The following is a 12,542-nucleotide window of genomic DNA, read 5'->3' as shown; positions in this document are numbered from 1 at the left end:
CCCCTCCGCACTCGTTGCATTGAAGGGGCGGTTCCTCACCCCTTGCACTGTCTGCAGCGCCATGCTGTGAATTTCGAACCCTGACTTGGAATACTCAATAATGCTTAACACCGTTATCGTCGGTGCCAGTGGCTACGCGGGAGCCGAACTGGCCGCACTGGTCCAGAACCATCCACAACTCAAGCTGTTCGGCCTCTACGTGTCGGCCGGCAGCCAGGATGCGCACAAGCCTTTCTCTTCTCTCCATCCCCAGTGGGTCGGTGCGCTGGATCTGCCGCTGCTGCCGCTGGACGAGGATGGCATGACCCGGATCCTGACCCAGGCCGATCTGGTGCTGCTGGCCACCGCCCACGAGGTAAGCGCCACGCTTGCGCCCCAGTTTCTCGCCAAGGGTCTGCCGGTGTTCGATCTCTCCGGTGCTTTCCGGGTCAAGGATCAAGGCTTCTACGACAGCTTCTATGGCTTCACCCACGACAGCGAGCAGTGGCTGGATCAGGCCGCCTACGGTCTGGCGGAATGGAACAGCGATGCCATTGTCGCCGCCCAGCTGATTGCGGTGCCGGGTTGTTACCCGACCGCCTCCCTGTGTGCCCTCAAGCCGCTGCAGCAGGCTGGCCTCATAGCCAAGGGGTGGCAGCCGATCATCAACGCCGTGTCCGGGGTCTCCGGCGCCGGTCGCAAGGCGGCCATCAACACCAGTTTCTGCGAAGTGAGCCTCAACCCCTACGGCACCTTCAACCACAGACATCAGCCGGAGATCAGCCACCACCTGGGCTGCGAGGTGCTGTTCCAGCCTCATCTTGGCAACTATGTGCGCGGCATCCTGGCCACCATCTATGTGCAGCTGGCGGATGGCGTGACGCCGACTCAGGTTGAGCAGGCTTACCTCAAGGCCTACGAAGGCAAGCCGCTGGTGCGCCTCACCGGCCAGATGCCCTCCATCCGTGGTGTGGCAAGCACCCCTTACTGCGATATTGCCTGGCAACAGCAGGGCAACATGCTGGTGGTGGTCTCTGCCATCGACAATTTGCTCAAGGGTGCCGCCTCCCAGGCTGTGCAGTGCATAAATATCAAATTCGGATTTGAACCGGCCACCGGCCTGATTTAAGGACTTAAGGAAGGATTGCAACGATGGACAAACAGACGCTGGTTATCAAGTTGGGTGGCGCCCTGATTGAGAACGACGAGGCGCTGACCGCCCTGTTCGCCACCCTCAAAACGTTTCTGGATGAACAACACAGACCCCTGGTGCTGGTGCACGGTGGCGGCTGTCTGGTGGATGACCTGCTCAAGGGCTTGGGTCTTTGCTCCACCAAGAAGAACGGTTTGCGGGTGACCCCGTTCGAGCAGATCCCCTTCATCGCTGGCGCCCTGGCGGGGACCGCCAACAAGCAGATGATGGCCAAGGCCATCGCCACCGGTATTCCGGCCGTGGGGCTCTGTCTGGCCGACGGCGGCTTGTGTCAGGTAACCCAGCTCGACCCGGATCTCGGTGCGGTGGGTGACTGCAAACCGGGCAACCCGGCGCTAGTGACCGGCATCCTGGGGCAGGGCTTCCTGCCGGTGGTGAGTTCCATCGGCATCACGGCCGACGGCCAGCTGATGAACGTCAACGCGGATCAGGCGGCCACGGCGATTGCCGAGGCGCTCGGCGCCGATCTGGTGATGCTGTCGGACGTGAGCGGCATTCTGGATGGCAAGGGCAAGCTGGTGCCGCAGCTGAACAAGGCGACGGCACTGGATCTGATGGAGAAAGGGGTGATCAGCGATGGCATGGCGGTCAAGGTGAAAGCTGCGTTGCACGCCGCTGAGACCCTCGGCAAGCCGGTCTGTGTCGCCAGCTGGCGCTACCCGGATCAACTGCTCAAGCTGCTGGCAGGCGGTGCCGTCGGCACCCAGGTCACCCTCTAACCCGGTCGTAACAAGGAACATCCGATGCAACATCTTCTGAAAGACAGCGATCTGAACAAAGCCCAGATCGAGGCGCTGATTGCGCTCGGCAAAGCGGTCAAGGCCGATCCGAAAAAGTACAGCCAGGCACTGGCAGGCAAGAGCGTGGTTACCCTGTTCGAGAAGCCCTCCCTGCGCACCCGGGTCACCTTTGACATCGGCATCGCCCGGCTCGGTGGCCACAGCGTCTATCTGGATCAACAAAACGGCGCGCTGGGCAAACGGGAGTCGGTGAAGGATTTCGCCGCCAACCTGTCACGCTGGTGTGATGCCATCGTCGCGCGGGTGTTCGACCACCAGACGCTTGTTGGATTAGCGGAGCACGGCACTGTCCCTGTGGTTAACAGCCTGTGCAACCTCTACCACCCCTGCCAGGGGCTGGCCGACTTTATGACCATTGCCGAGCACTACGACGATCTGTCGAAGGTGAAGCTTGCCTACCTCGGTGATGGCAACAACGTCAGCCACTCTCTGCTGCTGCTGGGGGCGACCCTGGGCACAGACGTGACCCTGATCTGCCCCAAGGGCCATGGCCCGGATACCCAGATCTTCCTGCAGGCGCAGGCACTGGCGGCCAAGTCGGGGGCGACCATCCACATCAGTGATGACGTGGCAGATATCGAAGGGTTCGACGTGGCCTACACGGATACCTGGGTCTCCATGGGCGACAACACCCCGATGGAGCAGGTCACCGAGCTCTTTATGCCTTACCAGATCAACCAGGCCCTGCTCGACCGCACCGGCATCCAGCATGTGCTGCACTGCCAACCGGCGCACCGGGAGCTGGAGATCACCTCGCAGGTGATGGATGGCTCGGCCTCCCTCATCATGGACGAGGCCGAAAACCGGATGCATATCCAGAACGCCGTGTTGCTGACCCTGCTTGGCAACAAATAGCGGAATCAGTAACGCGGCACTCAACCTGAATCACGACACCTTTATCGAATCATCATGGAGAGAAGTAAAATGAGCGGAATCAACAAGATCGTACTGGCTTACTCGGGCGGACTGGATACCTCGGCCATCATTCCCTGGCTCAAAGAGCACTACGATGCCGAAATCATCGCCTTCGTCGCCGACGTGGGTCAGGAGCGTGACGATCTGGAAGGGATCGAGCAGAAGGCCATCGCTTCCGGTGCGGTCAAATGTATCGTCAAGGATCTGCGGGAAGAGTTCGTCAAGGAGTACGTCTACCCGACCCTGAAAACCGGTGCCGTCTATGAAGGCACCTACCTGCTGGGCACCTCCATGGCCCGCCCGATCATTGCCAAGGCGATGGTGGAAGCGGCCCTGGCAGAAGGGGCTGACGCCATCTCCCACGGCTGTACCGGCAAGGGCAACGATCAGGTGCGTTTCGAAGGTGCCGTGGCAGCCCTGGCGCCCCAGCTGAAAGTGATTGCCCCGTGGCGGATCTGGGACATGCGCTCCCGGGAAGATCTGCTGGCCTATCTGGAGACCCGCGGCATCCCCTGCAAGGCGACCCTGAAGAAGATCTACAGCCGCGATGCGAACGCCTGGCACATCTCCACCGAGGGTGGTGAGCTGGAGAGCACCTGGAACGAGCCGTCCGAAGCCGTCTGGCAGTGGACCGTGCCGGCCGAGCAGGCACCGAACGAGCCGGAGTACGTCAAGCTGACCGTGGCGCAGGGTGAAGTGGTTGCCGTTGATGACCAGCCGCTCAGCCCGCACCAGATCCTGATGACCCTGAACGAGCGTGCTGGCAAGCACGGCGTGGGCCGTATCGACATCACCGAAAACCGCATGGTGGGCATGAAGTCCCGTGGTTGCTACGAGACCCCGGGTGGCACCGTCATGGTGGCGGCACTGCGCGCCGTGGAAGAGCTGGTACTGGACAGACCGACCCGCGCCTGGCGCGAGAAGCTGGGTGCCGAGTTCTCCCACCTGGTTTATGACGGTCGCTGGTTCACCCCGCTGTGCAAGGCCATCGTCGCCTCCGCCAACGCCATCGCCGAGGATCTCGACGGTGAAGTGGTGCTGAAGATGTACAAGGGTCAGGTTACCGCGGTGCAGAAGAAGTCACCGAACAGCCTCTACTCCGAAGATTTCGCCACCTTCGGTGCCGACGAGGTGTATGACCAGAGCCATGCCGAAGGGTTTATCCGTCTCTATACCCTGGCCAGCCGGATCCGCGCCATGAAGGAGCAGCATCAGGCCATCGGTGGTGATCACACCCACGGTTGATTGGCGACATTAACCCGTAGCATAGGTGGGGGGCTGAGTCCTCCACCTAATACCAATACTCGGTGATTCAGGCCTCTCCCGACGTGGGCAGGCCTTGATTTTTTCACCTGAACCAACAAGGACATTAGGGCATTTATGGAATTTTTTTGGGCACAGTTAGCTGTCGTGCTGGTATGTATCGCCATTGGTGGAAAATTCGGCGGTATTGGTTTGGGTGCCGCAGGGGGGCTGGGGTTATTTATCCTATCCTTCATATTTCATTTGGCACCAGACTCTCCCTCTGTCAGCGTCATCCTCATTATCATCTCCGTTATTACCTGCACCGCAATTTTACAAGCAGCAGGGGGGTTAGATCTGCTGGTTGGATTGGCAGAAAAAATATTACGGGCCAGACCCAATTCCATCACGTTTCTCGGGCCGTTAATTTGTTATATTTTCACCCTGTTGTGCGGAACCTCCTATATTGCCTTCTCGGTGTATCCGGTCATTTCTGAAATAGCAACAGATGCAAGAGTGCGTCCCGAAAGAGCCATGTCTATGTCGGTGATTGCCGCCAATATGGCACTGGTCGCAAGTCCAATTAGCGCCGTAGTCGTGGGGATGCTGGCAAAAGCTGCCTCATTGAATATCTCGCTCCTGGATATTTTAGCTATTACGATTCCCGGCACCCTGCTGGGTTGTTTGGTTGGCTGCCTGTTCGTCTATAAAAAAGGCGCCGAACTCGCTGATGATGAGGAGTTTATCCGTCGCCAGAAAAGTGGTGAATTCGACCAGCAAAAGGTGTCCGCAAAGCAAGTCGACAACCCGGCGCAAGCCAAGCTAGGCCTTGCCATTTTCGCGATTGGGGTCTTGCTTACCGTCATTCTGAGCTCTTTTGAGGGACTGCGGCCTGTTTTTGATAATCAAACCATGACAGTTGCCACCACCTTGCAGATCGTGATGCTGACAACAGCCTGCCTCATTATGCTTCTTTGCCGGATTTCACCTGATGCACTCCATGAAGGCTCAACCTTTAAATCCGGGTTGGTCGGCGTAGTGGGTATTTTTGGTTTATCGTGGATGACCGGTACCTTGTTTGGGCATTACAACGATGTGTTCATCGTCAATTTTTCGAGTATTCTCAATGAATATCCGATGCTGTTTGGTCTGATTCTATTCTCGCTATCCATATTAATATATAGCCCAGCGGCAACCATTATTGCCTTAATGCCACTGGGGGTTTCAATGGGATTGCCCGCATACACCCTGATTGCATTGTTACCCGCTGCCTGCGCCGTATTTATTATCCCGGGTGGCGCTCAAATTGCTTGCGTGGCATTTGACAGGACAGGTTCCACCAGATTGGGTGGATATGTTGTAAACCACAGTTTCTTAATGCCAGGCATGGTATCATTGGTCATGTCGGTCATATTTTGCATGATAATAGCGAACACACTATTTTGATTATCTGGGTATGACAAATTAGTGCAGCACAAGATTATTTCACGCTCGGGGGCCAAGCTGCCGCCGACAACGCATTCAAGGAGAGCAGTATGGCACTTTGGGGTGGACGCTTCAGTCAGGGAGCCGATAGCCGGTTCAAGCAGTTCAACGATTCGCTGCGGTTCGATTACCGGTTGGCGGAGCAGGATATTCAGGGCTCCATGGCCTGGGCCAAGGCGCTGGTGAAAGTGGGCGTGTTGACCGCCGATGAGCAGGGCAAACTGCAACAGGCGATGGAGGTACTGCTCGCCTCGGTGCAGCAGGATCCGCACCAGATCCTCAATTCGGACGCCGAAGATATCCACTCCTGGGTCGAGAGCGCGCTTATCGCTGCCGTCGGCGATCTCGGCAAAAAGCTGCACACCGGCCGCTCGCGCAACGATCAGGTCGCCACCGACCTCAAACTCTGGTGCAAGGCGCAGGGCGAGCTGCTGCTCGGCTCCATCAGTGCCCTGCAATCCGGGCTGGTCGCCTCTGCTCGTGCCAATCAGGCCGCTGTGCTGCCGGGTTACACCCACCTGCAGCGCGCCCAGCCGGTCACCTTCGCCCATTGGGCGCTGGCCTATGTGGAGATGCTGGAGCGGGACTACTCCCGTCTGCAAGATGCCCTCAAGCGGCTCGACACCAGCCCGCTTGGCTGCGGCGCGCTGGCGGGCACTGCCTATGCCATCGACCGCGAAGCGTTGGCACTCGACATGGGCTTTAGTGGCGCCACCCGCAACAGCCTGGATTCAGTGTCGGACAGGGATCACGTGGTGGAGCTGATGCACGTGGCGTCGCTCTCCATGACTCACCTGTCGCGCTTTGCCGAAGATCTCATCTTCTACAACACAGGCGAAGCGGGTTTTGTCGAACTCTCCGATGCGGTCACCTCCGGCTCCTCCCTGATGCCGCAGAAGAAGAACCCCGATGCGCTTGAGCTGATCCGTGGCAAGACAGGCCGGGTGGTGGGCGCCCAGATGGGCATGTTGATGAGCCTCAAGGCACTGCCGCTGGCCTACAACAAGGACATGCAGGAAGACAAGGAAGGGCTGTTCGATGCCCTCGACACTTGGCACGACTGCCTCGACATGGCGGCGCTGGTGCTGATCGACTTGAAGGTAAATGGCGAGCGCACCATGGCGGCGGCACAGGGCGGTTATGCCAACGCGACTGAGCTGGCGGATTATCTGGTGGCCAAAGGGATACCCTTCCGCGAGGCGCACCATATCGTTGGCGAGGTTGTGGTCTATGCGCTTGAGGTGAAGAAGCCGCTGGAAGATCTCTCTTTGCCTGAGTTCCAGCGCTTCAGCCCGGTGATCGGCGAGGATGTCTATCCCAATCTGGAGCTGGAAGCGACCTTGGCCAAGCGGGTCGCCAAAGGCGGCGTCGCCCGCGAGCTGGTGGATGCGGCCCTCACCGCCGCTGAACAGTGGCTGGCCAAACGGGCGGGTTAAGTCAATCGGCTTGTTATCCAAAGTAGAAAGCAAAACGGCAACCCGAGGTTGCCGTTTTTTATATACCCTCGCGCACGGAGTGGCCCCTAACAAGGGCATTCAGCCCCTGCACATAGGACGGGTCTGATGCACTGCATTTGTGAGCAGGCGTTGCAATAAGAGTTCGGCCTCATCGGCCTCATGGCTGGCGCTGAGCAGCACGACACCCAAGGTGCCAGGTGACGGCAACACGCTACCTAGGGTAGCGAGGCTGGCCGGTATGCCGATGGCCGAGCGCACTGTGATCCCGAGCCCTGCCTGCAAGGCTGCCCAGATCCCGCCCAGGCTCTGGCTGGTGAAGGCGATGCGCCACGGGATACCTGCGTCGTCCAGAGCCTTGATGGCCCGTGAACGCATCAGGCAGGGGGCATCGAAGAGCACCAGGGGCAAGGGCTCTCCGCGTGCCAGCAGGGGCGCCGGATCCCAGTTCGGGTGAGCAATCCATTGGAGTGATGCTATGTCGATTAGAGCGGTGTCCATCCTCTCTTCAGTGGGCTGCCAAGCTAGTACAATGTCGAGGGTTCCCTCCCTGACCCCTTTCATCAGCGGTGCATTGCGGTCGATGCGCGTCGTCATGCGCAGCGCGGGATGCTGACGACAGAAGGGGCCCAGCACAGCAGGCAATAGGGATTCACCAAAGTCTTCCTGAACTCCCAGCCGGATCTCCCCTTGCAGCAGCTCCCCTTTCAGAGCGAGTACAGCTTCGTCATTTAGATCCAGCAGCCGTTTGGCATAGCCCAGCAGTCTTTCTCCACTGGCCGTAGGGACTAAGTGGCGACCCTTCTTCAGGACCAGTTCTGTTCCACATTGCTGTTCGAGTTTCTTCAACTGTGCACTGACCGCCGAGGTAGAGCGGCACAGCCGCTGTGCTGCCAGCGCAAAGCTGCCGCACTCCAGCCCCAATACGTAGCTGCGCAGGGCATCGAGATCCAGGCTTTGGGGAAGAGGTGACATAATAATCCTCATAATCAGGACTATCACTCCTGAATATTTCGATTTTATAAATAGTATCAGTGAGCGAAAGTTGCGTCACCAACCAAGGAGACTGCAATGGTACACCCTGCACTTAACCCTGATGACCTCGCGCTGATAGCGCCGAAACTATCCCAGTTAGCAAAAGAAGTGCTATTTGGCGATATCTGGCAAAGACCGGCTCTGTCTGCACGCGAGCGTAGCCTGATCACCCTGGCCATACTGGCGTCGCTGGGCCGGGTGCAACAGCTGCCGTGGCACATAGCGTTTGCCCAGCAAAACGGCCTGACACGGGAGCAGCTTGAGGAGCTGTTCACCCATCTCGCTTTCTACGCCGGATTGCCAGCAGCGGTTACCGCCGTGAGCTACCTGCCTGCCCAAGGGGATGCTGCATAATGATCGCAATGCATTACAGATTTACCCTGCCTGCTAACTACGACATGGCTCTGATCGTGGATTTGATCCCATAGGTCCAGACACTTTTTCCCGCTTAGGGTTGTGATACCCGACTGCGCAGAAATTCCCGGGGTGAACGGTATCCCAAGGCGCTGTGCGGGTGGTGTTCGTTATAATGCTCAAACGCGATGGCCAAGTTGCCTACCGCTGTTCGGCTATCTGGTTTCGGCATCATCTCGATATAGTCTCGCTTCATCGTCTTGACGAAGCTCTCCGCTATACCGTTGCTCTGTGGGCTTCTCACCGCAGTCGTTCTGGGCTCCAACCCGATTTCTCGTGCAAACGCGCGGGTCTCATGGGCGCGATACGCCGAGCCATTATCAGTCAGCCACTCCACCGGTGATGCCGGCAACGAATCCCCGAAGCGTCGTTCGACAGACCTCAGCATGACATCTTGCACCGTGTCACTGTCGTACCCCCCAGTACTGGCAGCCCAGTCCAAGGTTTCCCTGTCACAGCAGTCCATAGCGAACGTGACTCGTAGTTTTTCACCATTATCGCAGCGAAACTCGAAGCCATCCGAGCACCAACGTCGATTGCTCTCTTTGACGGCAACACGCCCCTTATGTGCCTGCTGGGCCAATGGTGCCGCCGGTTTTCTTTCCAGCAGCAGGCCATGATCGCGCATAACGCGATGTACCCGCTTAGCGTTTACTACAGGCAGTCGTGTTGCCTCTGACTGACGCCGTAACAGCGCCCAGACCCGGCGATAGCCATAGGAGGGAAGCTCTGCCATCGCCTCCATGATACGGCCAAGTAAGGCTTCATCACGCTGGCGATGATGACGACCATCTTGCCAACCCGGTTTTCGATGAACACGAACGGATAGTTGCGCACGCGATACATTAAGAGCCTGGCTCACTGCACTTAATCGTCGTCCCCCGGCAACAAGGGCGCATGCGCAATCCATTTTTTTGCTCGGCCATACTCCACGGCTTCTTTGAGGATCTCGTTCTCCATGGTCTTCTTCCCGAGCAGACGCTGGAGCTCTCGGATCTGCTTGATAGCCGCAGCCAACTCGGAAGCAGGGACAACATCCTCACCTGCGGTGATCGCTGTGAGAGAGCCCTCCTGGAATTGTTTGCGCCATTTGAAAAGCTGGTTGGCGTTGACGTCGTGCAAGCGAGCAACATGAGAGACGGTCATCCCGGGCTCAAAGGTCTGCTGCACGATGGCGATCTTTTCTTGTGGAGTCCGGCGTCGACGGCGCTCGACCCCTGTTAACACTTCGACCATCTTCTCGTTGTGACTAGTACTGAACATAGTTCCAAGACTACCTCTTAAGTTAAGAGGGGCGAAGTGTCTGGATCTTCAAGGGGCCAATCTAGATCGAAGAGAGGATAGCTTCGAATGGAGCAAAACTAGACGGCTTTCCCGGATTAATATTCAAGGCATACCTCTATAGCCGGCAGGATAACGATGAGTCACATAAACGGGAAAATCGTTATGCCCCTTTTTATGTCTGGGAAACTCTAGAGGCTATGCATAGTTTTTTGAATAGCGAAGGATTTTCCGCATTGATAAATCACTTCGGTCGGCCACACATCGAAACATGGTATGTAGTGTCATCTCCTTCATTGGAGGCGGTGCATAACGCAACCATAGCTGTATTGCAGCGTAAAAACATGGTGGCTCCATGCAAACCAGCAGACATTACAACCCCACAAACGCTCAGTGGATGGGATGTATCTCGGTGGCAATGGTTAGACATCGATTTCCTACAATCCCCCCCATCAACGCTGACAACAGAATCTGATGTTTATCAGATTGGATATGTAGCCAGAGGAAAGATATTAAGCACAAATAAATGAAGGCATCTGTGATACCACCAGTCTGTAACTTCTAGACACAGTCCAGATAAATGTATTGTCTGTTAATTCACTATCACCAAGTTACAACGGCAACCCCGGTTGCCGTTTTTTATTGCTCACCGCTGTTCAGGCGCTGGCATTGAGCAGTTTGCCAACCCCTTCCCCCTTGCCATTGGGCAGGGTTTGCTTGAAGGCGCCGAGCAGCTGATCCAGGTTCAGATCGCTGTTGCCAAGGGTGCCCTTGAGGGGAGCGAGTTCACTCTGCAGGGCGTCGAGACGGGTGCTCTGGGTGCCGTTAGCCAGCTGACTGCGGGCCGTGTTTATGGCCTCGGGCAGGGACTGGCCATTGTTCTCCTGCCCCAGGGTTTGCAGCAGCTCGCTCATGAAGTGGTTGATGGCCGAGCGGTTCTGCTCGCTGTCGGCATCCTTGACCCCCAGCCGCTGGAACAGGCTCTGGACTGTGGGCGGCAGGCGTTCTTCCTGTACCGGCTCAGGTGCGGGCTGGGCTTGGGCGTTGCTGCTCAGCAGATAGCTGCCCAGCTTGAGGGCAAGGGAGGCGATGGGAAGCAGGGTGCTGATCATGGTGTCACTCTCCGGTACGGCTGGTGACAGTGATAGAGCAGGGATTGGGCCAGTTTGGTTAAGAATGCGGCAGTCGTGGGCAGGTCGCTGATCCTGCTTCGAATTTAGTTTTTGGGGCGAGACGGGGGAGGGGGAAGGAGTGCGGGAGAAGCGGCAAACCCTTGCAGCGCCAGGCTGGCCGGTTTGCCGCCGTGGCTGCCAGCTCACAGATTCTTGAACGGGCGGCGCTTCTCCTCTTCGATGACGATGGCTTCCAGATTGGCAATCCGTTCCTGCAGCTCCTTGATGAGCACATCTTGTTTGCCGAGGCGATCCGTGATGCGGATATCCCCCAGCTGATAGCGGGCGCGCTTGCTGAGATAACCAAACAGCATGCTGATAAAGACGATCAGGACTATGCCTGTCCACATGGTCATGGGTGACTCCTTGTCGATAAACACGCGAGAAAACCTGCTTTGCAGGCCCTTTGTTGTCTCATACGCCGGGATGGGCCGCAATGCCCGCGCTGGTAGGAAGTATGAGCCTTCAGCTCAGGACAGTGCCGATGCACAAACCGCCTCACTCTTTTGATCGTCTGGCCGCTTGTAGTGCTGGTGCCCTGGCGCTCCTTAAATCCCTTGCCAGAGTGGTCGGCCGAGCCAGAGTCCCCACAGGGTGAGGTGCAGCAGCACGATAAACCAGAACACCAGTCGGTAGCTGCCCTTCTGGGTCTTGTGGCGCAGCCAGTAACGGGCCACCAGGGCCCCGGGCCAGCCGCCGCACAGCTCCAGCAGGTGGAGGCGGGATTCGGGAATGCGCCAGCCACCGCGAATGGCTTGCCGCTTGTCGTGGGCATAGGCCAGCGCCGTCAGCAGGCTCATGGTGGTGACGATGGCCAGCGGCCACCAGTTGGCGTCAGCAAGGCCAAGCCAGGCCGTCCCGAGCAGGGGGAGCAGGGCAAGCCAGATCACAGTGCCAGCTCCTTGTTACGGTGGGCATCCGGGGTCAGGGTGCGGATCACCTTGGCGGGGTTGCCCACCGCTACCGAGTCTGCCGGTATGTCTCGGGTGACCACGGCACCGGCGCCTATGATGGATCGCGGTCCTATGGTGACGCCGGGGCAGATGATGGCGCCACCACCGATCCAGCAGTCGTCGCCAATGTGAACCGGCTTGCTGTAAGCGGCCCAGTTGCGCCGCTCCAGATACTCCGTACTGTGGGTGGCGGTGTAGATCTGCACGTTGGGGGCCAGCAGCACATGGCTGCCGATGTGCACCTCGCCCACGTCGAGTATGGTGATGTTGAAGTTGAAGAAGGTCTTCTCGCCGATATGGATGTTGCGGCCAAACTCGCAGGTGAAGGGGGTGCTGATCCAGCAGGAGTCGGGGCAGTGGCCGAACAGTTCGCGGCAGATCTGCTGGCGCAGGGGCTGATCCCCGGCCGGGGAGGCATTGAGTTGTGCCAGCAGCGCCTGGCCGCGGATCCGGTCGTTCGCTATCTCCTCGCTCTGGCTATCCAGGGCGCCGCCCGCCAGTACCTTGTCCCAATCGCTTGCCATGCCTACCTCCGAAAGATGCAAGAGGCGCCATTATACGCGAGCACTCCGGCGGCGTCAGGCTGTCACTTGCAGCAA

14 protein-coding genes are annotated in these 12,542 nt (G+C 58.1%); 8 read left to right on the top strand and 6 right to left on the bottom strand.

Annotation, left to right across the window (positions count from 1 at the left end; all coding sequences use genetic code 11):
• The first annotated feature begins 100 nt into the window (after window positions 1–100).
• From argC to argH, 6 genes are all read left to right on the top strand, one after another.
• Window positions 101–1,108 carry an N-acetyl-gamma-glutamyl-phosphate reductase gene (argC, locus tag WJM78_RS20385; protein ID WP_042038717.1) on the top strand — a complete coding sequence of 336 codons (1,008 nt, stop codon included), beginning with the start codon at window positions 101–103 and terminating at the stop codon, window positions 1,106–1,108.
• A 23-nt stretch (window positions 1,109–1,131) separates the two neighbouring features.
• Entirely contained in the window at window positions 1,132–1,911 is a 780-nt protein-coding gene (gene argB / locus WJM78_RS20380; RefSeq protein ID WP_042038718.1) for an acetylglutamate kinase, read from the top strand.
• 24 nt (window positions 1,912–1,935) lie between these two features.
• The gene (locus WJM78_RS20375) at window positions 1,936–2,847 is read left to right on the top strand and encodes an ornithine carbamoyltransferase (protein WP_042038719.1); all 912 of its coding nucleotides are present in this window, start codon (window positions 1,936–1,938) and stop codon (window positions 2,845–2,847) included.
• Window positions 2,848–2,916: 69 nt separating this feature from the next.
• Window positions 2,917–4,152 carry an argininosuccinate synthase gene (locus WJM78_RS20370; protein ID WP_212513450.1) on the top strand — a complete coding sequence of 412 codons (1,236 nt, stop codon included), beginning with the start codon at window positions 2,917–2,919 and terminating at the stop codon, window positions 4,150–4,152.
• 135 nt (window positions 4,153–4,287) lie between these two features.
• A complete protein-coding gene (locus tag WJM78_RS20365) occupies window positions 4,288–5,595 on the top strand; it encodes an anaerobic C4-dicarboxylate transporter family protein (RefSeq protein WP_339011465.1) in 1,308 nt (435 codons plus the stop codon).
• Window positions 5,596–5,684: 89 nt separating this feature from the next.
• The gene (gene argH, locus WJM78_RS20360) at window positions 5,685–7,070 is read left to right on the top strand and encodes an argininosuccinate lyase (protein ID WP_108536340.1); all 1,386 of its coding nucleotides are present in this window, start codon (window positions 5,685–5,687) and stop codon (window positions 7,068–7,070) included.
• 99 nt (window positions 7,071–7,169) lie between these two features.
• Here the strand turns inward: argH and WJM78_RS20355 are convergent, their stop codons facing one another.
• On the bottom strand, window positions 7,170–8,063 hold the full coding sequence (locus WJM78_RS20355) for a LysR substrate-binding domain-containing protein (protein ID WP_339011460.1): 894 nt from the start codon (window positions 8,061–8,063) through the stop codon (window positions 7,170–7,172).
• 96 nt (window positions 8,064–8,159) lie between these two features.
• On the opposite strand from WJM78_RS20355, the gene WJM78_RS20350 reads away from it, so the two are divergent.
• Window positions 8,160–8,477 (top strand): carboxymuconolactone decarboxylase family protein, encoded by a 318-nt coding sequence (locus tag WJM78_RS20350; protein ID WP_042038725.1) that lies wholly within the window; start codon window positions 8,160–8,162, stop codon window positions 8,475–8,477.
• A gap of 94 nt (window positions 8,478–8,571) precedes the next feature.
• Here WJM78_RS20350 and WJM78_RS20345 read toward each other — a convergent pair.
• Window positions 8,572–9,773, bottom strand: a protein-coding gene (locus tag WJM78_RS20345) for an IS3 family transposase (protein WP_339011456.1) whose coding sequence is annotated in 2 segments (ribosomal slippage) — window positions 8,572–9,455 and window positions 9,455–9,773 — 1,203 coding nt in all. Because the reading frame shifts where the segments join, the coding sequence is not laid out codon by codon here.
• Between the two features lie 92 nt (window positions 9,774–9,865).
• On the opposite strand from WJM78_RS20345, the gene WJM78_RS20340 reads away from it, so the two are divergent.
• The gene (locus WJM78_RS20340) at window positions 9,866–10,348 is read left to right on the top strand and encodes a DUF4865 family protein (RefSeq protein WP_339015950.1); all 483 of its coding nucleotides are present in this window, start codon (window positions 9,866–9,868) and stop codon (window positions 10,346–10,348) included.
• A 126-nt stretch (window positions 10,349–10,474) separates the two neighbouring features.
• Here the strand turns inward: WJM78_RS20340 and WJM78_RS20335 are convergent, their stop codons facing one another.
• The 4 genes from WJM78_RS20335 to WJM78_RS20320 form a co-directional block, all read right to left on the bottom strand.
• Window positions 10,475–10,930 carry a hypothetical protein gene (locus WJM78_RS20335; RefSeq protein ID WP_339011452.1) on the bottom strand — a complete coding sequence of 152 codons (456 nt, stop codon included), beginning with the start codon at window positions 10,928–10,930 and terminating at the stop codon, window positions 10,475–10,477.
• A 203-nt stretch (window positions 10,931–11,133) separates the two neighbouring features.
• Window positions 11,134–11,346 carry a hypothetical protein gene (locus WJM78_RS20330; RefSeq protein ID WP_042038728.1) on the bottom strand — a complete coding sequence of 71 codons (213 nt, stop codon included), beginning with the start codon at window positions 11,344–11,346 and terminating at the stop codon, window positions 11,134–11,136.
• 192 nt (window positions 11,347–11,538) lie between these two features.
• Window positions 11,539–11,880 carry a DUF1294 domain-containing protein gene (locus tag WJM78_RS20325; protein WP_339011449.1) on the bottom strand — a complete coding sequence of 114 codons (342 nt, stop codon included), beginning with the start codon at window positions 11,878–11,880 and terminating at the stop codon, window positions 11,539–11,541.
• Window positions 11,877–12,467 (bottom strand): sugar O-acetyltransferase, encoded by a 591-nt coding sequence (locus WJM78_RS20320; protein WP_042038730.1) that lies wholly within the window; start codon window positions 12,465–12,467, stop codon window positions 11,877–11,879. The genes WJM78_RS20325 and WJM78_RS20320 overlap by 4 nt, the downstream gene beginning before the upstream one ends.
• Between the last annotated feature and the right edge of the window lie 75 nt (window positions 12,468–12,542).

The organism is Aeromonas popoffii (assembly GCF_037818705.1).
Lineage (GTDB): Bacteria > Pseudomonadota > Gammaproteobacteria > Enterobacterales > Aeromonadaceae > Aeromonas > Aeromonas popoffii.
Note: the sequence above shows the minus strand (reverse complement) of the source record. Positions and strands in the feature narration are given on the sequence as shown.